This window comes from Amaricoccus sp. (genome assembly GCF_017993425.1).
GTDB lineage: Bacteria > Pseudomonadota > Alphaproteobacteria > Rhodobacterales > Rhodobacteraceae > Amaricoccus.
The window spans coordinates 14244-34433 of record NZ_JAGOMQ010000014.1; the positions used below are offsets into that span (position 1 = coordinate 14244).

Below are 20190 nucleotides of genomic sequence, written 5' to 3' on the forward strand. Positions count from 1 at the left end.
CCGCGCAGGAGCCGTCAACCTTGATGACCAACCCGTTTATGGCGCGCGGAATTGCTCGGAATTTCAGCGGCTTGGTTTGGATTGCGCGTGCGCAACCGCGTCAAGTCGCGAGCGCGTCCGCCCGTCTCCGGGCGCTCGGGCGCGGCCTCGCGCCGCCGGCCCCGACCCGATGACCCGCGGCCGCGCCACTGCCCTCGGCTTCGGCGCCATCGCCATGTGGGCCCTCCTCGCCCTCCTCACCGTCTCCGTCGGCGCCGTGCCCCCCTTCCAGCTCACCGCCATCTGCTTCACCATCGGCGGCGCGCTCGGCCTCGTCTGGATCGCCGCCTCCGGCGCCGGCCTCGCCCGCCTGCGCGGCCTGCCGCCCGCGGTGTGGCTGGTCGGGATCGGCGGCCTCTTCGGCTATCATGCCTGCTATTTCACAGCCTTGCGCCTCGCGCCTCCGGCGCAGGCGAGCCTCGTCGCCTATCTCTGGCCGCTGCTGATCGTGCTCTTCTCGGGGCTCCTGCCCGGCGAGCGCCTCACCGCCCGGCACATAATCGGCGCCCTGGTCGCCTTCGCCGGCGCCGGCCTCGTCGTCCTCGGCCCCGGCGCCAGCTTCTCGCCCGAGAGCCTCCCCGGCCTCGCCGCCGCGGCGGCCTGCGCGGTGATCTGGGCCGGCTATTCCGTCCTCAGCCGCCGCCTCGGGACCGCCCCCACCGAGAGCGTCGCCGTCTTCTGCCTCGCCACCGCCGCCCTCTCGGCACTGGCGCACCTCGCCTTCGAGACCACGCGCTGGCCCGAAGGGGCCGCCGCCTGGGCCGCGACCGCGGCGCTCGGCGCCGGCCCGGTCGGGCTCGCCTTCTATCTCTGGGATTTCGGCTGCAAGCGCGGCGACATCCAGCTGCTCGGGGTCGGCGCCTACGCCGCCCCCCTCGTCTCGACGCTGCTGCTGGTAGTGGCCGGCGTCGCGCGCCCCACGCCGGGCCTCGCGCTCGCGGCTGTCCTCGTCGCCGGCGGGGCGCTGCTCGCGGCGCGCGCAACGCCCCGGCGGAGCCGCTCTACTGCACGGCCTGCGAGGAAAGGCGTTCAATCTCTTCCTTGAGATGGAGCTTCTTCACCTTGAGCTGCTTGATGCTCAGGTCGTCCGAGCTCGGCTTCAGCTGCTCGGACTCGATCATCTCGGACAAGGCCTGATGCTTCTTGCGCAGTTCGACGAGGTGGGAGCTCAGGGTCATTCGTGCCTCCTTCACTGACCAACCCGGTCAGGAAAGCACGAAACACCCCCTCTGTCACGCCGCCGGCGCCGACAATCCTCCACAAGAACCCGCGAGCCCGCGGCTCCCGATGCTTGCTGCCGAATGTTCGGGCACGACCTCAGCGTGTATGCTGCGCCAACCCCGATTCGCCCCGCAGCGCCGCGGCGGCCTCGGGCGTGTAGCTGTCCCGGTCGCCGTCATGGGCGTCGCCCGCGTGCAGCGCCAGCGGCGCCAGCAGCGCCAGCGCCGTCCGCCGCCCCTTCACCGCCCGCACCAGCACGCGGCTCGCGTCCCGCCCCGCCCGCGGCAGCAGCGGCAGCACCTCGATCGCCCCCGCGGGCCCGTCGAGCGCCGCGAGGATCGCCGGCAGCCGCGCCGGCAGATGCACCAACGCCAGCACGCCCCCCGGCCGCAGCCGGCGCAGCCCGGCGGCGATCCACGCCCCCACGTCCACCGCCTCGCGGTTGGCCGCGTCCCGCCCGGCGTCCGGCGCGGCGGCGGAGGCCGGCGGATGGAACGGCGGATTGGTCACCACCAGATCGAACGGCGTCCCCGTCAGCGCCGCCGGCGGCCGCAGCACGTCGCCTTCGTGCCCGACAAAGCCGAGCCCGTTCTCCGCCGCGTTGCGCCGGGCCAGCTCCAGATACTCGGGGCGCCGCTCCAGCCCGTGCAGGTCAAGCCCCCCCACGCGGGCCGCAAGGCAGAGCCCCGCCGCCCCCGCCCCGCAGCCGAGATCGAGCGCCCGCATCCCCGCCGCCGCCGGCGCGAAGGCGGCGAGCAGCACCGGATCGATCGCCGCCCGATAGCCGGCGCGCGGCTGCCACAGCCGGATCCGCCCGCCAAGGAACCCGTCCCGGGTGAGCTCCGCCTCGGGGAAGCTCACCGCACGAGGCCGTCCACGTCGTTGTCGGCGAGGATCGCCCGCGCCCGGAAGGCGTCGCGGTCCGCCACCATCAGGCGCCGCGGAAACAGGCCGATCCCGCCTTCGAGCACGCTCATGTGGACGTCCAGAACGAAGCAGTCTATATCCTCGGCCCGCAGCAGCGCCGTCGAGAAGGCGATGGCCGTCGGATCCGTCGAGCGCAGGATTTCCTTCATGCCCCGCAGCCTACCGAGCGCCCCGGTCGAGGTCGAGAGCGGCGAGAGCCCCTACGACCGCCTGCGCGCCGCGCTCGCGGGCGACATGGCCCGCGTCGACGCCACGATCCGCGAGCGCATGGCCTCGCGCCACGCGCCCCGCATCCCCGAGGTCACCGCCCATCTCGTCGAGGCCGGCGGCAAGCGGCTGCGGCCGATGCTGACCCTCGCCGCCGCCCGGCTCTTCGGCTACGAGGGCGAGGACCACGTTCGCCTCGCCGCCACGGTCGAGTTCATCCACACCGCCACCCTCCTCCACGACGACGTCGTCGACGAGAGCGCGCGCCGCCGCGGCCGCCCGACGGCGAACCTCCTCTGGGACAACAAGTCGAGCGTGCTGGTCGGCGACTACCTCTTCGCCCGCGCCTTCCAGCTGATGGTCGAGCCCGGCTCGATGCGCATCCTCGGCGTCCTCGCCGACGCCGCCGCCACCATCGCCGAGGGCGAGGTCCTGCAGCTCACCGCCGCGGCCCGCCTCTCGACCAGCGAGGACGTCTACCTCCAGGTCGTCCGCGGCAAGACCGCCGCCCTCTTCGCCGCCGCGACCGAGGTCGGCGCGCTGATCGCCGGCGCGCCGGAGGCGCAGGTCACCGCGCTCCGCGACTACGGCGACGCGCTCGGGATCAGCTTCCAGATCGCCGACGACCTCCTCGACTACGGCGGGGTCGGCGCCCGGATCGGCAAGAACGTCGGCGACGACTTCCGCGAGCGGAAGATGTCGCTGCCGGTGATCCGCGCCGTCGCCGCGGCCGACGCCGAGGAGCGCGCCTTCTGGACCCGCGCGATCGAGAAGGGCGACCAGGGCCCGGGCGACCTCGAGCAGGCGCTGGCGCTGATGGACCGCCACGGCGCCCTCGAAGACGCCCGCAAGACCGCCATGTCCTTCTCCGAGCGCGCCCGCGCCGCCCTCGCGCCGCTGCCCGACGGCCCGATGAAGCGCGACCTCGACGACCTCGCCGACTACGTGGTCGCGCGGCTCTCCTGAGCCGGCGCCGCCGCGACCCACCACCCCGGCTCGGCGCGGGCGATGGCCGCCGCCGCCGCCCGCGCCGCGCCTGCCCCGGCGAAGATCCCGAAGCAGGTCGCCCCCGACCCCGACATCCGCGCCAGCAGGCACCCCGGCTGCGCCGCCAGCGCCGCCCGCGCCGCGGCGATCGCCGGCGCGAGCCGCAGCGCCGGCGCCTCCAGGTCGTTGCGCTGGCGCGCCAGCCACGCCGCCAGATCCGCCGCCCCCGCGAAGCGCGGCACGGCCTCCATCCCCGGGTTGTCGCGCCGCTCGAGCCCGGCGAACACCGCCGCGGTCGACACCGCGACCCCCGGGTTGGCCAGCGCCAGCCAGAACGCCGGCAACGGCGCCGGCGCCAGCGCCTCGCCGACGCCGCGCATCCGCGCCGCCCGCCCCTCCACGCAGACCGGCACGTCCGCCCCGAGCGCCACCAGCGCCGGCGCGCCCGGCATCGGCACGCCCCAGAGCCGCCCCAGCAGCCGCAGCGCCGCCGCAGCGTCGGCCGAGCCGCCGCCGAGCCCCGCCGCCACCGGCAGCCGCTTGGTCAGCCGCAGCGCCGCGCCCCGGCCCTCCGGCCGCACCGCCGCCGCGGCGCGCAGGACGAGATTCCCCGGCCCGGCGTCGAGCCCCGCCGCGAACGGCCCCGCGACGCGCAAGCCCAGCCGCTCCGCCGGCGCGGCCTCGACGAGGTCGCCCATGCCGGCGAACGCCACGAGGCTGTCGAGCTCGTGAAAGCCGTCGGCGCGGCGGCCGGTGACATGGAGCGCGAGATTGACCTTGGCCGGCGCGAGCTCCGCCGCCGGCGCGCCGGCGGCCGGCACGGGGCTCAGCCGTCCTGCGGGTCGTCGTTCGCCGGCGGGGGCGGCGGCGGCGCGGCCTGCTTGTCCGGCCCCGCGGCCTCCAGCCCCACGGCGAGCTTGGTGCGCAGCCGGTCCATGTCGAGGTCCGGCGCCGGGCCGAACGACAGCGCGCGGCGCCACTGGAACTCGGCCTCGCGCTTGCGGCCCACCTTCCAGAGCACGTCGCCCAGGTGGTCGTTGATGATCGGATCGACCGGCTCCAGCTCGACCGCGCGCAGCATGTGCGGCAGCGCCTCCTCGTAGCGGCCGAGCCGGTAGAGCACCCAGCCGAGGCTGTCGGTGATGTAGCCGTCGTCCGGCTGGCCCGCGACCGCCTGCTCGATCAGCGCCAGCGCCTCGTCGAGGTTGCGGCCCTGCTCGACCAGGCTGTAGCCGAGATAGTTCTGCACGCTCGGCTGGCCCGGCTGCAACGCCAGCGCCTCGCGGAAGTCCGTCTCCGCCTTCGTCCAGTCGCCGGCGCGCTCGTAGGAGATCGCGCGGCTGTAGTAGAGCCCCCAGTGCGGCGGCTGCGGCGTGCCGACGATGCCGATGGCGGCGCTGTAGGCGGCCGCGGCGTCGGCGTAGCGCTCGGCCATGCGCAGCTGGTCGGCCAGCGCCGCCTGCACCTCGAGCGAATCCCCGTGCGAGGCCGCCAATGCCTGCAGCGTGGCGATCCCCGCCGCGGCGTCGCCGGCCGCCCGCTGCGTCTCGGCGCGGCGGATCTCCGCGGTGACGTGCCAGGGACTGTCGGCGGGCACCTCCGCCAGCGCCGCGGTGGCGAGGTCGAAGCGCCCCTGCCGCGCCAGCGCCTCCGCCGCCACGAGCGAGGCCTCGATCAGGTCGGGCCGGATATGCTTGGCGAGCCGGGCATAGACAATGGCCAGCCGGTCGCTGTCCGCCGAGCCGAGCCCCTCGGCCATGGTCAGGAACACCTCGGCCGCCCCGTCCTGCGCCCGGGTGATCTGGGTGAACGGCACCTCCTCGCCCGCGGCGAGCTGGTCGCGCAGCTCGATCAGCGCCGTCGAGGGATAGCCCTCCGCCAGCGCCTCGTCGATCACCGCCACGGCGTCGTCGACCCGGTCGATCTGGGCGAGCGTCTGCGCATGGGCGGCGATCGCCGCCCGGCCGAGATGCAGGGGCCCGTTCGCGCCCCCCGCGAAGATCGCCTCGGCCGAGACGAAGTCCCCGGCCAGCGCCAGCGCCAGGGCCTTGTGGTACTGCCCGTAGGCCGCCAGCGCCTCGTTCTGGTTCATCGCGTCGAAGCGCGCCTGCGCCTCGGTGAAGTCGTCCTTGCCGACGGCGAGCCAGCCGGACAGCAGCCCCACGAACAGCGGGTTGGCGTCCGGCCCGGTCTTGCCGAGCGCCGCCTCCGCCGCGTCGAAATCGCCGTTGGCGAGGTCGTCCGCCAGCACGACGAGGAGCGCGATCGGGCTCCCCGGCGCCTTCTCCAGCAGCTCCTTCGCCAGCGGCGTCGCGCCCGCGACGTCGTTCTCGGCGACCCGCGCCACGGCGGCGTTCTGCATGAGCCCGAGATTGCCCGGGTCGAGCGCCAGCGCCCTGCCGTAGTAGTCGGCCGCGCTGACGTAGTCGTTGCTCATGTCCGCCTGCGTCGCGGCCAGGTACGAGCCCGACAGCCCCGCGGCGGCGAAGGCCTGCGGCGGCGCTGCGAGAAGCGCGGTCACGGTCGCGACGGCGGCGAGGATCCTGGCGCGACGGAGGGGCAAGGGGAGGCGCTCCACGAAGACTCCACAACGACTGGGGGACCGGGGCCCTTCGGCGGCGAACCCTAGGACGCCGCGGCGCGGCATACAATCCGCGCGGCGCCGCAGCAAGTCACATGTTCGCGTAATGTCGCCGATCCGCCGACGCCGCCCGCCTCACATGTTGGGATAGTTCGGCCCGTCCCCGCCCTGCGGCGTCGTCCAGACGATGTTCTGCAGCGGGTCCTTGATGTCGCAGGTCTTGCAGTGAACGCAGTTCTGGAAGTTGATGACGAAGCGCGGATTTCCGCCGTCCTCGTCCCGCACCACCTCGTAGACCCCCGCTGGGCAATACCGCTGCGCCGGCTCGTCCCAGCGCGGCAGGTTGATGGCGATCGGAACGTCCGGGTCCTTCAGCGTCAGGTGGCAGGGCTGCTCCTCGGCGTGGTTGGTGAAGCTGAACGCCACGTTGGTCAGCCGGTCGAACGAGAGCTTGCCGTCGGGCCTCGGGTAGTCGATCGGCTCGAAGCGCGCCGCCCGCCCCGTCGCCTCCGCGTCGGTCTTGCCATGGCCGATCGAGCCGAACGGCGACCAGCCCCCGGTCAGCGAGCCGATCCACATGTCGAGCCCGCCGAGCGCCAGCGACGCGGACAGCCCGAACCGCGACCAGAGCGGCTTGACGTTCCTGACCGGCTTCAGGTCGCGCCCGATCGGCCCCTCGCGCACCGCGGCCTCGTAATCCGTCAGCTCGTCCCCGCTCCGCCCCGCCGCGATCGCCGCATGGGCCGCCTCCGCAGCGGCGATACCCGACAGCATGGCGTTGTGGTTGCCCTTGATCCGCGGCACGTTGACCATCCCGGCCGAGCAGCCGAGCAGCATGCCCCCCGGGAAGGTCAGCCTCGGCAGCGACTGCCAGCCGCCCTCGGTGATCGCCCGCGCCCCGTAGGCCACCCGCCGCCCGCCCTCGAGCAGCGGCGCGATCAGCGGATGATGCTTGAACCGCTGGAACTCCATATAAGGGAACAGGTGCGGGTTCTCGTAGTTCAGGTGAACCACGAAGCCCACATAGACCTGGTTCCCCTCCAGGTGATAAATGAACGACCCGCCGCCCGCGTTCTTGCCGAGCGGCCAGCCCATCGTGTGCATGACGAGCCCGGCCTTGTGGACCTCGGGCCGGACCTCCCACAGCTCCTTCATCCCGAGCCCGAACTTCTGCGGCTCATGCCCCTTCGAAAGCTCGTATTTCGTGATCAGCTGCCGCGCCAGCGAGCCGCGCACGCCCTCGGCGATCATCACGTACTTGCCGCGGAGCTCCATCCCCGGCTCGTAGGACGGCCCCGGCGTGCGGTCGGGCTCCAGCCCGAACTCGCCCGCCACCACCCCGGCCACCCGGTCGCCGTCATAGACGAGCGCCGAGGCCGCCATGCCGGGGAACACCTCGACGCCCAGCTCCTCCGCCTGCCCGGCCAGCCACCGGCAGACGTTGCCCATCGAGACGACGTAGTTGCCATGGTTCGACATCAGCTTCGGCATGGGCCAGTTCGGGATGCGGATCTCGCCGCTCCGCCCGAGCAGGTAGAACCGGTCGTCCGTCACCGGCGTGTCGAGCGGCGCGCCCTTCGCCTTCCAGTCCGGGATCAGCGCGTCGAGCCCCACCGGGTCGAGCACCGCGCCGGAGAGGATATGCGCCCCGACCTCCGAGCCCTTCTCCAGCACCACCACCGACAGGTCCGGGTCGAGCTGCTTCAGCCGGATCGCCGCGGAGAGGCCCGCCGGCCCCGCGCCGACGATCACCACGTCGTAGTCCATGAACTCGCGCTCGATCGCGGCGGCTGGCTCGGACACTGGCGCGCTCCCCTCCTCGTCGGCGGCCCCTGCCGCCCGGGACGAGCCCTACCGACGGCCGCCCCTCCGGTCAACTTCGCCCCTGCGGCAGCCCCCTTCAATCCCCGCGAAACCGCACGCGCGCCCGCTTGCAGCGCCGCGAGGCGCCACATAAGGTGACCGCGACGGCGGGCGCCAGCCAGCAGAGGTCGGCGCCCGGCGGCGGCCTCGTCGATATGTTGTGCGACAGGCGCGGAGGCGCCGGCGCAGGGAGGCACAGGATGGAGAAGTTCCCCCTCACCGCAAAGGGATTCGCCAAGCTCGACGCGGAGCTGAAGCGGCTGAAGTCGACCGACCGGCCGCAGATCATCCGCGCCATCGCCGAGGCGCGCGAGCACGGCGATCTCTCCGAGAACGCCGAGTACCACGCCGCCCGCGAGCGCCAGAGCTTCATCGAGGGCCGCATCAAGGAGCTCGAGGCGATGATCGGCCGCTCCGAGATCATCGACGTCAGCCGCCTCTCCGGCCCGGTCAAGTTCGGCGCGACCGTCGTGCTCCTCGACGAGGACAACGACGAGGAGAAGACCTACCAGATCGTCGGCGAGGCCGAGGCCAGCGTCGAGGACGGGCTCCTCAACATGAAGTCGCCGCTCGCCCGCGCGCTCATCGGCAAGGAGCCCGGCGACAGCGTCGAGGTGCGCACGCCCGGGGGGGTGCGCTCCTACGAGATCCGCACCGTCTCCTTCGTCTGACCGGGAGGCCGGCGCGATGGCCCGAGACGTCCCGCGCGCCGGCCGCGACGCCCTCGGCCGCGGGCTCTCGCGCCTCGAGGCGCTCGGCCCGGTCCGCCGCCGCGCCGCGATCGCCAGCCTCGCCTGGGCCGTCCTCGTCGTCGCCTACGCCATCGGCTTCTTCGGCGCCTCGCAGGCCCGCGGCACCTCCTTCCTCGACGGCGCCTTCTTCCTCGTCACGCTGGCGCTGCCCCTCATCCTGATCTGGCTCGCCGCCTACCTCGCGGAGGAGCTCGCCCGCCAGCGCGAGATGATCGCCGGCCTCGCCGAGCTGGCCACGCCCCTCTTCGGCGCGCTGGAGGCGACCCGCGCCGGCCTCGACCGCCACGCCCCCGCCTCGCCCTCCGAGCTGCGCGCCGCCGTCGACGCCGCGCTCCGCGCCGCCGGCCGCCCCGACCCCGGCCCCGCCATCGAGCGGCTGGAGGCCGGCCTCGCCCGCGTCGAGACCCGCGTCGAAACCGGCCTCGCCCGCCTCGACGCCGGCCTCGCCACGCTGCGCGCCGCGCCCCCCGCCGCCGCCGCCTCCCCTGCCCCCGAGCCCGCCGCCGGGCCGGAGCCGGCCGCCCCCGCCGCCGCGCCGCCGCCCGGCCGGCGCGGCAAGGCCGCCGCACCGCGCGAGACGCCCCCCGCCGCCACGCGCCAGCCCGCCCTGCCGCTCGCCGCGCCGGCCGAGCCGGAGGAGGCGCTCGGCTGGGGCGAGATGATGCAGGCCTTCGACTTCCCGCGCGACCCGAGCGACGAGGAGGGCTTCCGGGCGCTCCGCCGCGCCCTGCAGCGCCGCAGCCTCGCGCAGATGCTCCAGGCCGCCGAGGACCTGCTCACCTACCTCTCCCAGGAGGGCGTCTACATGGACGACCTCGCCATGGACCCCGCCGACCCCGCCGCCTGGCGCCGCTTCGCCGCCGGCGGCCGCGGCGCGCCGCTCGATCCGCTCGGCGGCATCCGCGACGAGAGCGCGCTCGAGGCGGCGCGCGGCCTGATGAAGCAGGACGCGGTGTTCCGCGACGCCGCCCTGTTCTTCCTGCGCCGCTTCGACGCCGTGCTCGGCGAGATCGTCGCCGACGCCGACGACGACGCCATCGCCCAGCTCGCCGACACCCGCTCCGGCCGCGCCTTCCAGCTGATGGCCCGCGCCACCGGCGCCTTCGACTGACCGGCGCGCCGGCCCGCGGCCCCGACCCTCTCCGCCCGCCGCCGCGCTACGCCGGACCGGCTCGCGCACCCAAGGCTTTCATTCAGGTTTGCTAACCTGGAGAGCAGTCGGTTTTCCGCCCACAGGCGGAAAACAAGCAAAGAAGACTCTGCGCGCACCTGCGCGCTCCTTGTGGCCGCAAAAGCGGCCCCCACGCCCGCCGGCCTCACACCGGCAGCGTCTCCCCCCGCCAGCGCCGCGCCAGCAGCGCCGCCAACCCCACCCCGACCGCCGAGAACGCCGCCGCGATGGCGAAGACCCCGCCGCCGAAGGCCGGATAGGCCGCCGCCGCCGCCAGCATCCCCGCGAGCATCAAGGAGCCGGTGGCGAGCGAGGTCATCGCCCCCTGCGCCGAGGCCCCGAGCCGCGGCGGCACCGCCCGGGCGATGAAAGCGATCGCCCCGAGATGGCCGAGCGCGAAGGTCAGCGTATGGCACAATTGCAACGGCCACAGCGCCCAGACCGGCGGATCGAGCGCCATGATCCCCCAGCGCGCCACCCCGGCCAGCCCCGAGACGGCGATCGCCCCGATCGCGCCCAGCCGCGCCACCGTCCAGCCGCCGATCGCCACCATGAACACGATCTCGCCGGCGACCGACGCGGCCCACAGCCCGCCGATCGTCGCCGGGCTGATCCCGATCCGCGCCCAATGCACCGAGGCGAGCGCGAAGAACACCGAATGGCTCGCCTGGGTGAAGGCGACCGTCGCGACGAAGAGGAAGAACGTCCGGTCGACCAGCAGCCGCCCGATGTCCGCAAAACGCGGCGGCGTCGCCCCCGGCGCCCGCCGCCCCCCCGGATGCCCGGCGACCAGCGCCACCACCAGCACCATGCAGACGACGATCCACCAGAGCGCGAGATTGACGCCATAGGGCGCGATCAGCGCCCCGACGGCGAGGTTCGCCGCGAGAAACCCCAGCGAGCCGAGCCCGCGGGTCTGCGCATAGGGAAACCCGAAGGCGCGCGAGGCGGCGACGCCGAGCGCCTCGGCGATCGGCCCGATCGCCGCGAAGGCGGCGCCGAGCACCACGGTCGCCGCGAGCAGCTCCGCCCTGTCACTGATCCAGAGATGCAGGAGCGTCGTCACCCCGGCGACCGCCGCGCAGCCCGCCACCACCGCCCGCCGCCCGTCGAGCCGGTCCGCCCAGGCCGGCAGCGCCAGCCCGGCCACCACCCGCACCCCGGTGCCGATCGCGACATAGACCCCGACCTCGGCCGGCGTCAGCCCCCAATGCGCGAGCCAGAGCGGCCAGAACGGCGCATGGACCCCCATCGCCATGAAGAAGGCGATGTAGAACGCGGTCGTATGCAGCCCCGGGCGGGACAGGACGGCGGGGATCACGGGGTCAGGTCCGGGCCCGGCGAGGGCGGAGCGCGTCCCTGATCGCCGGACCGAACGTCGCGGGCGCGCGCCGGAACCACTGCCATCCCGCCCGGCTACAGGCAAGCCCCGCAGACACGGGAGCCGCGATCTCCCGGCGCTCTCCGGTCTCGGCCGCCCCCGCCAGCCAAGCCTCCGCCCCGGCGACGCCGGCACGTTGAAGCACGCCGGCTGCCCGTCGCCATCGAAGCCGACCCGGACCGGGCCGGGCCGCGCCTTGCCGCCTCCCCGCGGCCAGCGCCTCAGCCGCCCCCCGCGAGCCGCGCCTCCGCCTCGGCGAGGTCGGCCGGCGCATTGACGTTGAAGAACGCCGCCTCCTCGCCGTCGAAGCCGACCCGCACGGCGCCCTGCCGCGCCGCCCACTCGCTCACCCGCCGCGTCCCCGCCGCCAGCGCCGCCCGCAGCTCGTCGCGCAGCGCCACGCGCCACAGCGCGCAGGTCGGATGCGTCCCCGCCTCCGTCGCGGCGAGCGCCGCCGGCGCGTCGCCGACGCCGGCCGCCAGCCGCGCCACCAGGTCGCGCGGCAGGAACGGCGTGTCCCCCGCCCCTGTGGCGACCCACGCCGCCCCCTGCCCTTCCGCCCAGTCCATCGCCGCGAGCACCCCGGCCAGCGGCCCGGCGAAGCCCGGGAACCCGTCCGCCACGACCGGCAGCCCGAAGCCCGCGAACCGCGCCGGATCGCCGTTGGCGTTGATCGCCAGCGCCGCCGCCTGCGGCGCGAGCCGCGCGATCACGTGCGCGATCACCGGGCGCCCGCCGAGCGGCAGCAGCGTCTTGTCCCCCCCGCCCATCCGCCGCGACAGCCCGCCCGCTAGGATCGCCGCCACGATCGCTCCGGGGACAGGCGGCGCAGGGGAAGCGGGGTTGCGGGCCATGGCGCCCGCACGATAGACGAGCCCCGCAACAGAGGACAGGACCAGCCGATGCCGCGCGCCGCCGAACGCCGGGCGTTCTTGCAGGGGATGCGCGACGGGGCGCCCTTCCTGATCGTCATCCTGCCCTTCGGCCTGCTCTTCGGCGTCGTCGCCCGCGAGGCCGGCTGGGACATGGCGCAGATCCTCGGCATGAGCATCCTCGTCATCGCCGGCGCCTCGCAGTTCACCGCGCTGCAGCTCCTCCAGGAGAACGCCCCCGTCCTCGTCGTCATCCTGACCGCGACGGCGGTGAACCTGCGCCACGCCATGTATTCCGCGAGCCTCGCCCCGCATCTCGGACCCCTGCCGCTCTGGAAGCGCGCCCTCGTCGCCTACGCCCTCGTCGACCAGACCTACGGCACGGCGATGAACCGCTACATCCGCGAGCCCGGCCTCGCCCCCTCCGAGAAGGCCGCCGTCTTCGCCGGCTGCGCGGCGCAGACCTGCCTCGTCTGGTACGCCGCCACCGTCGCCGGCGCGCTGATCGGCTCGGGCCTGCCCGCGGCGCTCGCCCTCGACTTCGCCGTGCCGATCGCCTTCATCGCCCTCTTCGCCCCGGCGCTGCGCTCGCTCCCCCACCTCGCCGCCGCGCTTGTCTCCGTCGTCGTCGCCCTTCTCCTCGCCGGCCTCCCCTACGGAATCGGCCTCCTCGTCGCCGCCACGCTGGCCATGCTCGCCGGCGCCCTCGTCGAGCTCCGCCTCGGAGGCGCCCCGTGATCCGCCTCTTTGCCCCGGCCCTTCGCGCGCTCCAACGCGCGGCCGCCCCCGTCTCCACCGTGCTCGTCCTCGCCCGCCCCTCCTGCGGCCGCGGCCGCCCGGGGGGCGCGGCATGATCCGCATCTGGACCGTCATCCTCGGCCTCGGGGCGACCACCTTCCTCCTGCGCTTCTCCTTCCTCGGCCTGATCGGCGACCGCGAGCTGCCGCCCTGGGCGCTGCGGCTGCTGCGCTACGTCCCCGTCGCGGTCATGCCCGGCCTCGTCGCGCCCCTCGTCGCCTGGCCGGCCGCCACCGGCGGCGAGCCCGACCCCGCCCGGCTGATCGCCGCCGCCGTCGCGCTGGCCCTCGGCGCCTGGACCCGCAGCGTCCTCGGCGCGATCCTCGGCGGCATGGCCGCCCTCTACCTCGCCCTCTGGACCGTCGGCTGACGCCCGCCCGATCCCCCCGATTGCGCCCGCCGCGCCCGCGGCCTATCTAGCGGCTTCCGCAGGAGCCCGCCGACGATGCCGATCAAGATCCCCGCCAGCCTTCCCGCCTACGACGTGCTGAGCCGCGAGGGCGTGATGGTGATGTCCGAGGAGACCGCGCTCCGCCAGGACATCCGCCCCCTGCAGATCGGCCTCGTCAACCTGATGCCGAAGAAGGTGCAGACCGAGACGCAGTTCGCCCGCATGATCGCCGCGACGCCCCTGCAGATCGAGCTCACGCTCATCCGCATGACCGAGCACGTCTCCCGCAACACCGCGCTCGCCCATCTCGAGGCCTTCTACACCACCTTCGCCGAGGCCCGCGCCCGCAAGTTCGACGGCCTCATCGTCACCGGCGCCCCCGTCGAGCACCTCGACTACGAGGCGGTCCGCTACTGGGACGAGCTGCGCGCGCTCTTCGACTGGACCCAGACCAACGTCCACCGCACCCTCGGCGTCTGCTGGGGCGGCATGGCGATGCTCAACCACTTCCACGGCGTGCCGAAGCACCCGCTGCCCGCCAAGGCCTTCGGCTGCTTCCGCCACCGCGCCGTCGAGCCGGGCTCGCCCTGGCTCCAGGGCTTCTCCGACAGCCTGACCGTCCCGGTCAGCCGCTGGACCGAGATCCGCCGCGAGGACCTCGGCCTCCACCCCGACCTGCGCGTGCTGATCGACAGCGACGAGCTCGGCCCCTGCCTCGTCGCCGACCCGGGACATCGCGCCCTCTACATGTTCAACCACCTCGAATACGACTCGACCACGCTCAAGGAGGAGTACGAGCGCGACCTCGCGGCCGGGCCGATCGAGCTGCCCGTCGACTACTTCCCCGACGACGACCCGGGCCGCCCCCCGGAGAACCGCTGGCGCAGCCACGGCGCGCTCCTCTACGGCAACTGGATCAACGAGATCTACCAGACCACGCCCTACGACCTCGCCCGCATCGGCTAGGCTGGAGCCCGGCCCGGCCGCGTGTTCACGCGTGAAAATTAGCTAAGCCATTGATTTCACGTGAGCGCGAGTCAGCGCCGCGCCAGCTCGCCACATGACGGCCGCGCCATCGACCAGCGGCGCCCTCCCGCCTCGCGACGGCTCCCGCAGGTTGACATGCGCATGTCAGCCTGCTCGACGCGGAGCGGTTCGGACAGGGAGGGCGCAAGCTCGAAGTGATACCGGACTCGCTTGATCTGTTCCGTTTGGCCGGCGGGATCGACAGGTCCGGGCATGTCGACGTCCATCGGGTGGAGAATGACGGAGTAAAGAAAATTGCGGGCGTGCCTGCCTGTGCCCGGAACTTGCGCGCAAATATACTTTGAAATATTTTGAATATAGATGGTGAAAATCATTGCGCCGTCATCAGCGCCGCGTTTCTCGGCCGTTCGACTCATATTAGCTTCGGCTGTTCAGTTCCTGGCCTTCCCTCCCGCGTCGCCGCCCCTCCCGGGCGGCGAGGTCCGTCCCGCGACGGCGCCCGCCGGGTGACATGCGCATGTCACCCGGCTTGACGCGGAGCGGCAGCGGCGGGGACGGCGGAACATCGAAGTGAGTCACACGGCGCCGCGAAATGCGGCGCTGATAACGATGCAATGATTTTCACTATCTATATTCAAAATATTTCGAAATATATTTCGAATTATATTTGCGCGCAAACAAGCATGGTCGAGATGCTGCCCGTCCGCATCTGCTCGGGCTCGTCCGACAGCATCGCGGGCGAGTGGCGATGGGGTGCGCGCCCCTCGTGTCCCGTAGCTAGCCAACCGGCAGCGTCGTCGGACTCCGGGCCGGGCGACCCCCGTTGCGGGGGCGCGGCCGGCGCCACATAGTCGTGGCCGCGCGCCGCGGGAGGGACATCATGGCCAAGGACGGAAAGAAGGACGCCGGAAAGGGCTTCGCCAAGCCCTTCGACGGCGCGGTGACCCGCTACCTCAAGAAGGGCGCCCCCAAGGCGGTGCGCCAGGCGATCGAGGGATCCGGCGGCAACGAGATCCTCACCAAGGGCTATCCCTACCCCGACACGATGTCCAAGGCCGATTACTGGACCGAGTTCGACGCCTGCCAGCTCGAGCTCGCCAAGCTCCAGCGCTGGGTGCGCGACACCGGGCGGCGCGTCGCGCTGGTCTTCGAGGGCCGCGACGCCGCCGGCAAGGGCGGCGCGATCCGCCGCCTGACCGAGAACCTCAACCCGCGTCAGGCCCCGGTCGTCGCGCTGCCCGCGCCCTCCGACACCGAGCGCACCGAGTGGTACTTCCAGCGCTACGTCGCCAACCTGCCCTCCGCCGGCGAGATCGTCATCTTCGACCGCTCCTGGTACAACCGCGCCGTCGTCGAGAAGGTGTTCGGCTTCTGCACCGACGCCGAGCGCGCCGCCTTCTTCGAGCAGCTCCCCTATTTCGAGGCCATGCTCCGCCACGACGGCATCGTCCTGATCAAGTTCTGGCTCGCCGTCGGGCGCGCCGAGCAGCTCCGCCGGTTCCTCGAGCGCGAGCGCGACCCGCTGAAGCAGTGGAAGCTCTCCGACATCGACGTGAAGGGCCTGGCGAAATGGGACGAATACACGGCGGCGATCACCGAGATGTTCGAGCGCAGCCACAGTCCCGGCTCGCCCTGGACGATCATCCTCGCCGAGGACAAGCGCCGCGCCCGCCTCGCGGTGATGCGCACCGTCCTCGCCGCCTTCGACTACGCCGGCAAGAAGGACGGCGAGCCCGACCCGAAGATCGCCATCGACCCGGTCGCGCTGGCCGCGATCACCGCGCGGCTGTCGTGACGGCGCGGGGCCTGACCGCGGCGGGGGAGCGCCGTCGGCCCTTGCGGTCGCCGCGGCGGCCCCCATCTTCTGCGGGGACAGGGGGATAGCCTAACCATGAGCCAGGTCTTCGACGCCTACCACGACGCGGTGATGCACGGCCTGCCGGACCCGGACCGCGACCGGCAGTTCTACGACGGCGTCCTCGGACGGCGCTTCGTCGCCTGGATCGTCGACGTCGTGGTGATTCTCGCGATCGGCGTGCCGCTGGCGCTGGCCTTCGGCCTCCTCACCCTCGGCTTCGGCCTCGCGCTCTTCCCGATGATCCTCTTCGGCGTCGGCATCCTCTACCGCGCCGCCACCCTCGCCTCGGCCTCGGCGACCTGGGGGATGCGGCTGATGGGCGTCGAGTTCCGCCGCCACGACGGCGCGCGCCTCGACGGGGGCGTCGCGCTGATGCAGACGCTCGTCTATGCGTTCTGCGTCGCCGTCGCGCCGCTGATGCTCGTCAGCGCCCTGATGATGGCCCTCACCCGCTACGGCCAGGGCCTGCCGGACCTGCTGCTGCGCACCGCGATGATCAACCGCCCGGCCGACTGAGCCGGCCACCGGAGCGGCCCGGGAGAATCCTGTTGCCCGCCCCGAAGACCTGTTGTTACCCTTCGGCCGAAGGGGGAGCGTAACCGGGGCCGCCATGCGCCACAGCCTGCCGCAGTCGCATCAGTTCTACGTCACGGCGCCGCAGCCCTGCCCGTATCTTGCCGGCAAGATCGAGCGGAAGCTGTTCACGGCGCTGCAGGGCGACGGCGCGGCGCGGCTGAACGACGTGCTGTCGCACCAGGGCTTCCGCCGGTCGCAGAACGTGCTCTACCGCCCCTCCTGCGCCGGGTGCTCCTCCTGCCTCTCCGCCCGCATCGTGGTGGGCGACTTCCGCCCGAGCCGCAACCAGCGGCGCATCATCGCCCGCAACGCCCCGCTGGAGCGGTCGAGCTCCAGCCCTTGGGCGACCGAGGCGCAGTTCGCGCTCTTCCGCCGCTACCTCGACGCCCGCCACGCCACCGGCGGCATGGCCGACATGGACAGCCACGAGTTCAGCGCCATGATCGAGGAGACGCCCGTGCGCAGCCGGGTGGTCGAGTATCACGCGCGGGGCGCCCGCGGCCGCGATCTGGTCGCCGTGTGCCTGACCGACGTGCTCTCCGACGGCGTGTCGATGGTCTATTCCTTCTTCGACCCCGACCGCGCCGCCGACAGCCTCGGCGCCTTCATCATCCTCGACCACATCGCCATCGCCCGCGAGGCGGGCCTGCCTTACGTCTATCTCGGCTACTGGGTGCCCGGCAGCCCCAAGATGGACTACAAGCAGCGCTACCGGCCGCTCGAGATCTTCGTCGACGGCCGCTGGACCGAGCTCGGCGTGGCCGACCTCACCCGCATCGGCCGCGGCGGCGGCGACCGCGTCGCCATCGGCGAGCAGGTCTCCGCGATCGAGCTCCCCGCCACCAAGTGACGCCAGCCCCGCGGCTATTGCCTCGGGGGATGATCCGTGTCGCACTATGCGACATTTCGGGCCGCCGCCTCCGGGGCGGCGGCCCCGCCCGGGCCTACGGCCCGTCGGCCTGGATGTAGACGTTCTCCATGAAGTCGGGCTTCGCCACCGCCCCGCCGGCGCCGACGTCGCCCTTCTCGATGGCGTCCACCACCTCCATCCCCGACGTCACCTCGCCGACGATCGTGTACTGGCCGTCGAGATGGCTCGCCGGGGCGAACATGATGAAGAACTGGCTGTTGGCGGAGTTCGGGTTCTGGCTCCGCGCCATGCCCACCACGCCGCGCTGGAACGAGGCCTTGTCGGTGAACTCCGCCGGCAGGTCCGGCAGCGCCGAGCCGCCGATCCCGGCCCGGCCCTGGCCGAACGCCTCCCGGGTCCCGAACTCCACGTCGCCGGTCTGCGCCATGAAGCCGTCGATCACCCGGTGGAAGGCGATCCCGTCATAGGCCCCCTCCCGCGCCAGCTCCTTGATCCGCGCGACGTTCCCGGGCGCGAGGTCGGGCCGCAGCGCGATCTCCACGTTTCCCTTCCCCGCCACCTCGATCACCAGCGTATCCTCCGGCGCGGCGGCGAAAGCCGCCCCCGCCAGCCCGAGCGCCAGCCCGGCCGCGGCCAGCAGGCGCCGCATCACGCGTCCGCCGCCACGCGGACCGAGATCATCCGGTCCGGCTGCGCCGGCGGCCCGCCCCGCACGATCCGGTCGACGTGCTCCATCCCGGACACCACCCGGCCCCAGACGGTGTATTGCCCGTTCAGGAAGTGCCCGTCCTTGAACATAATGAAGAACTGGCTGTTGCCCGAGTTCGGGTTCTGGCTGCGCGCCATGCCGACCGCGCCGCGGTCGAAGGGCAGCTTCGAGAACTCCGCCGGCAGGTCCGGCCGGCTCGACCCGCCGGTGCCGGCGCGGCGGATGTTGAAGCCATCCTCCATGTCGCCGTTGGCGACGTCGCCGGTCTGCGCCATGAAGCCGTCGATCACCCGGTGGAAGGCGACGTTGTCGTACTCCCCGCCCCGCGCGAGCGCCTTGATCTGCTCGACATGCTTCGGGGCGACCGCGGGCAGCATCTCCACCACCACGTCGCCGTCCTTGAGCTGGATCACCAGCGTGTTCTCCGGATCCTTGATCTCGGCCATCGGTTCCTCCTCCGGTGGATTCGCGGCGGACCCTAGACCGGGCGCCGCCCGAGGGAAAGGCCGCCCGTCGACCCGAGTTGACCCCGGGCCCGCGCCGGCCTAGGCCCGGAGCCATGGACGGCGGGCGCATCGAGGACGTGGCGGGCCTGGCGGCGGAGGTCTCCGCCTGCCGCCTCTGCGCCGACCGCTTCGCCGCCACCGCCACCGCCCATGCGCCGCGCCCCGTCCCCTGGCTCTCCGACCGCGCGCCGATCCTGCTCTGCGGCCAGGCCCCCGGCGCGCAGGTCCACGCCAAGGGCCGGCCCTTCGACGACCCCTCCGGCGACCGCCTGCGCGACTGGCTCGGCGTCGACCGCGACGCCTTCTACGACCGCAGCCGCTTCGCGGTGCTGCCGATGGCCTTCTGCTTTCCCGGCTACGACGCCCACGGCTCCGACCTGCCGCCGCCGCCGCTCTGCGCCGCCACCTGGCGGGTCCGCGCCCTCGCCGCCATGCCGCAGGTGCGCCTGACGCTCCTCATCGGCGGCCACGCGCAGCGCTGGGTCCTCGGCCCCGGCCCGGTCGGCGCCGCCGTCGCCCGCTGGCGCGAGGCGCCCGCCGGCGTCCTGCCCCTGCCCCATCCATCCTGGCGCAACACCGCCTGGCTGAGGCGGCATCCGTGGTTCGAGGCCGAGCTCGTCCCCGAGCTCCGCCGCCGCGTCGCCGCCCTGCTGGCATGAACGAAGCGACCCCGCTCGACGCCGCCTTCCTGGCGATGGAGGCCTCCCCCGAGGACGAGGCGGCGCGCCTGCGCTTCCACGAGCGGCTGATGGACGCCGAGCTCTTCGTCCTGCTCGAGACCGAGCCCGAGGGCGACGCGCTCCGCCCGGCGATCTTCGATCTCGACGAGGGCCGCTTCGCGCTCGCCTTCGACCGGGACGCCCGCCTCGCCGCCTTCCTCGACGCGCCCGCCCCCTACGCCGCCCTCGCCGGCCGCCGCCTCGCCGCCGCCCTCGCCGGCCGCGGCGTCGGCCTCGGCCTGAACCTCGGCGTCGCCCCCTCGGCGACGCTGCTGCCGGCGGCCGCGATCGACTGGCTGGCCGCCATGGGCGACGCACGCCCCGAGCGCACCTCCGCCCGCCCCCGCGCCGTCCGCCCGCCCACGGACGCCTCCCCGGCCCTGATCGCCGCGCTCGACGCCAAGATCGCCACGATGACCGGCCAGATCGACGCCGCCTGGCTCGCCGCCCTCGACATGGCCGACGGCGCCGCCCGCCTCGTCCTCGCCGTCGGCGGCGCCGTGCCGTCCGCCGAGCCCGCGATCGCCGCCGCCGTCGCCGAGGCCGCCCGCTTCTCCGGCGGCGGCGCAGAGATCGACGTCGCCTTCCTCCGCGACGACCCCGGGGTCCGGCAGGCCTTCGAGCGCAACGGCCTGCGCTTCGACCCGCCGCCGCCGCAGGTTCCCGAAGCGCCGCGCGCCCCCGGCAGCGACCCGGACCGTCCCCCGGTCCTGCGACGGTAGAACCCGGGCGGCAGCGGCCCCATTCCCCGCGACGCCCGTCGGGCAGCGCCCC

23 protein-coding genes are annotated in these 20190 nt (G+C 73.6%); 12 read left to right on the forward strand and 11 right to left on the reverse strand.

Annotation, left to right across the window (positions count from 1 at the left end):
- Positions 1–169 precede the first annotated feature (169 nt).
- Entirely contained in the window at positions 170–1084 is a 915-nt protein-coding gene (locus KBB57_RS08480) for a DMT family transporter (RefSeq protein WP_290748671.1), read from the forward strand.
- Here the strand turns inward: KBB57_RS08480 and KBB57_RS08485 are convergent.
- The 3 genes from KBB57_RS08485 to KBB57_RS08495 all read right to left on the reverse strand — a co-directional run bounded on the left by KBB57_RS08485 (position 1041) and on the right by KBB57_RS08495 (position 2336).
- Positions 1041–1217, reverse strand: a complete 177-nt coding sequence (locus KBB57_RS08485; RefSeq protein ID WP_290748673.1) for a DUF465 domain-containing protein — start codon at positions 1215–1217, stop codon at positions 1041–1043. The genes KBB57_RS08480 and KBB57_RS08485 overlap by 44 nt on opposite strands.
- A 139-nt stretch (positions 1218–1356) precedes the next feature.
- Entirely contained in the window at positions 1357–2121 is a 765-nt protein-coding gene (locus tag KBB57_RS08490; protein ID WP_290748675.1) for a methyltransferase, read from the reverse strand.
- Positions 2118–2336: a DUF2007 domain-containing protein gene (locus KBB57_RS08495; protein ID WP_290748676.1), complete on the reverse strand. Its 219-nt coding sequence runs from the start codon at positions 2334–2336 to the stop codon at positions 2118–2120. The genes KBB57_RS08490 and KBB57_RS08495 overlap by 4 nt, the downstream gene beginning before the upstream one ends.
- On the opposite strand from KBB57_RS08495, the gene KBB57_RS08500 reads away from it, so the two are divergent.
- The gene (locus tag KBB57_RS08500; RefSeq protein ID WP_290748677.1) at positions 2335–3360 is read left to right on the forward strand and encodes a polyprenyl synthetase family protein; all 1026 of its coding nucleotides are present in this window, start codon (positions 2335–2337) and stop codon (positions 3358–3360) included. The genes KBB57_RS08495 and KBB57_RS08500 overlap by 2 nt on opposite strands.
- Here KBB57_RS08500 and KBB57_RS08505 read toward each other — a convergent pair.
- The 3 genes from KBB57_RS08505 to KBB57_RS08515 all read right to left on the reverse strand — a co-directional run bounded on the left by KBB57_RS08505 (position 3336) and on the right by KBB57_RS08515 (position 7729).
- Positions 3336–4202 (reverse strand): 4-(cytidine 5'-diphospho)-2-C-methyl-D-erythritol kinase, encoded by an 867-nt coding sequence (locus tag KBB57_RS08505; protein WP_290748679.1) that lies wholly within the window; start codon positions 4200–4202, stop codon positions 3336–3338. The genes KBB57_RS08500 and KBB57_RS08505 overlap by 25 nt on opposite strands.
- A 5-nt stretch (positions 4203–4207) precedes the next feature.
- Complete coding sequence (locus tag KBB57_RS08510) at positions 4208–5944, reverse strand: tetratricopeptide repeat protein (RefSeq protein WP_290748680.1); 1737 nt, start codon at positions 5942–5944, stop codon at positions 4208–4210.
- Positions 5945–6097: 153 nt separating this feature from the next.
- On the reverse strand, positions 6098–7729 hold the full coding sequence (locus tag KBB57_RS08515) for an electron transfer flavoprotein-ubiquinone oxidoreductase (protein ID WP_290748837.1): 1632 nt from the start codon (positions 7727–7729) through the stop codon (positions 6098–6100).
- 296 nt (positions 7730–8025) lie between these two features.
- Here KBB57_RS08515 and greA point away from each other — a divergent pair, with 296 nt between their 5' ends.
- Positions 8026–8496, forward strand: coding sequence for a transcription elongation factor GreA (greA, locus tag KBB57_RS08520; protein WP_290748683.1), 471 nt, complete (start codon positions 8026–8028; stop codon positions 8494–8496).
- Positions 8497–8512: 16 nt separating this feature from the next.
- On the forward strand, positions 8513–9688 hold the full coding sequence (locus KBB57_RS08525; RefSeq protein WP_290748685.1) for a hypothetical protein: 1176 nt from the start codon (positions 8513–8515) through the stop codon (positions 9686–9688).
- A gap of 205 nt (positions 9689–9893) precedes the next feature.
- Here KBB57_RS08525 and KBB57_RS08530 read toward each other — a convergent pair whose 3' ends face one another.
- Complete coding sequence (locus tag KBB57_RS08530) at positions 9894–11069, reverse strand: MFS transporter (RefSeq protein WP_290748688.1); 1176 nt, start codon at positions 11067–11069, stop codon at positions 9894–9896.
- Between the two features lie 281 nt (positions 11070–11350).
- Positions 11351–11935 carry a molybdenum cofactor guanylyltransferase MobA gene (gene mobA / locus KBB57_RS08535; protein ID WP_290748690.1) on the reverse strand — a complete coding sequence of 195 codons (585 nt, stop codon included), beginning with the start codon at positions 11933–11935 and terminating at the stop codon, positions 11351–11353.
- A gap of 96 nt (positions 11936–12031) precedes the next feature.
- On the opposite strand from mobA, the gene KBB57_RS08540 reads away from it, so the two are divergent.
- The 3 genes from KBB57_RS08540 (at position 12032) to metA (ending at position 14156) form a co-directional block, all read left to right on the forward strand.
- Positions 12032–12739 (forward strand): AzlC family ABC transporter permease, encoded by a 708-nt coding sequence (locus tag KBB57_RS08540; protein WP_290748693.1) that lies wholly within the window; start codon positions 12032–12034, stop codon positions 12737–12739.
- Positions 12740–12851: 112 nt separating this feature from the next.
- Positions 12852–13169 (forward strand): AzlD domain-containing protein, encoded by a 318-nt coding sequence (locus KBB57_RS08545; RefSeq protein WP_290748696.1) that lies wholly within the window; start codon positions 12852–12854, stop codon positions 13167–13169.
- A 75-nt stretch (positions 13170–13244) separates the two neighbouring features.
- Complete coding sequence (metA, locus tag KBB57_RS08550; protein ID WP_290748698.1) at positions 13245–14156, forward strand: homoserine O-succinyltransferase; 912 nt, start codon at positions 13245–13247, stop codon at positions 14154–14156.
- Between the two features lie 71 nt (positions 14157–14227).
- On the opposite strand, the gene KBB57_RS08555 is transcribed toward metA, so the two are convergent.
- A complete protein-coding gene (locus KBB57_RS08555; RefSeq protein WP_290748700.1) occupies positions 14228–14551 on the reverse strand; it encodes a hypothetical protein in 324 nt (107 codons plus the stop codon).
- Between the two features lie 506 nt (positions 14552–15057).
- On the opposite strand from KBB57_RS08555, the gene ppk2 reads away from it, so the two are divergent.
- The 3 genes from ppk2 (at position 15058) to KBB57_RS08570 (ending at position 17461) form a co-directional block, all read left to right on the forward strand.
- Positions 15058–15972: a polyphosphate kinase 2 gene (gene ppk2 / locus KBB57_RS08560; protein ID WP_290748702.1), complete on the forward strand. Its 915-nt coding sequence runs from the start codon at positions 15058–15060 to the stop codon at positions 15970–15972.
- A gap of 96 nt (positions 15973–16068) precedes the next feature.
- On the forward strand, positions 16069–16551 hold the full coding sequence (locus KBB57_RS08565; RefSeq protein ID WP_290748705.1) for an RDD family protein: 483 nt from the start codon (positions 16069–16071) through the stop codon (positions 16549–16551).
- A 94-nt stretch (positions 16552–16645) separates the two neighbouring features.
- A complete protein-coding gene (locus KBB57_RS08570; RefSeq protein ID WP_290748706.1) occupies positions 16646–17461 on the forward strand; it encodes an arginyltransferase in 816 nt (271 codons plus the stop codon).
- Positions 17462–17555: 94 nt separating this feature from the next.
- Here the strand turns inward: KBB57_RS08570 and KBB57_RS08575 are convergent, their stop codons facing one another.
- The gene (locus KBB57_RS08575) at positions 17556–18131 is read right to left on the reverse strand and encodes a peptidylprolyl isomerase (RefSeq protein ID WP_290748708.1); all 576 of its coding nucleotides are present in this window, start codon (positions 18129–18131) and stop codon (positions 17556–17558) included.
- Entirely contained in the window at positions 18131–18637 is a 507-nt protein-coding gene (locus KBB57_RS08580; protein ID WP_290748710.1) for a peptidylprolyl isomerase, read from the reverse strand. The genes KBB57_RS08575 and KBB57_RS08580 overlap by 1 nt, the downstream gene beginning before the upstream one ends.
- A gap of 113 nt (positions 18638–18750) precedes the next feature.
- On the opposite strand from KBB57_RS08580, the gene KBB57_RS08585 reads away from it, so the two are divergent.
- On the forward strand, positions 18751–19356 hold the full coding sequence (locus KBB57_RS08585) for a uracil-DNA glycosylase family protein (RefSeq protein ID WP_290748712.1): 606 nt from the start codon (positions 18751–18753) through the stop codon (positions 19354–19356).
- Complete coding sequence (locus KBB57_RS08590) at positions 19353–20138, forward strand: SseB family protein (RefSeq protein ID WP_290748715.1); 786 nt, start codon at positions 19353–19355, stop codon at positions 20136–20138. Before KBB57_RS08585 ends, KBB57_RS08590 begins: the two co-directional genes overlap by 4 nt.
- Positions 20139–20190 lie beyond the last annotated feature (52 nt).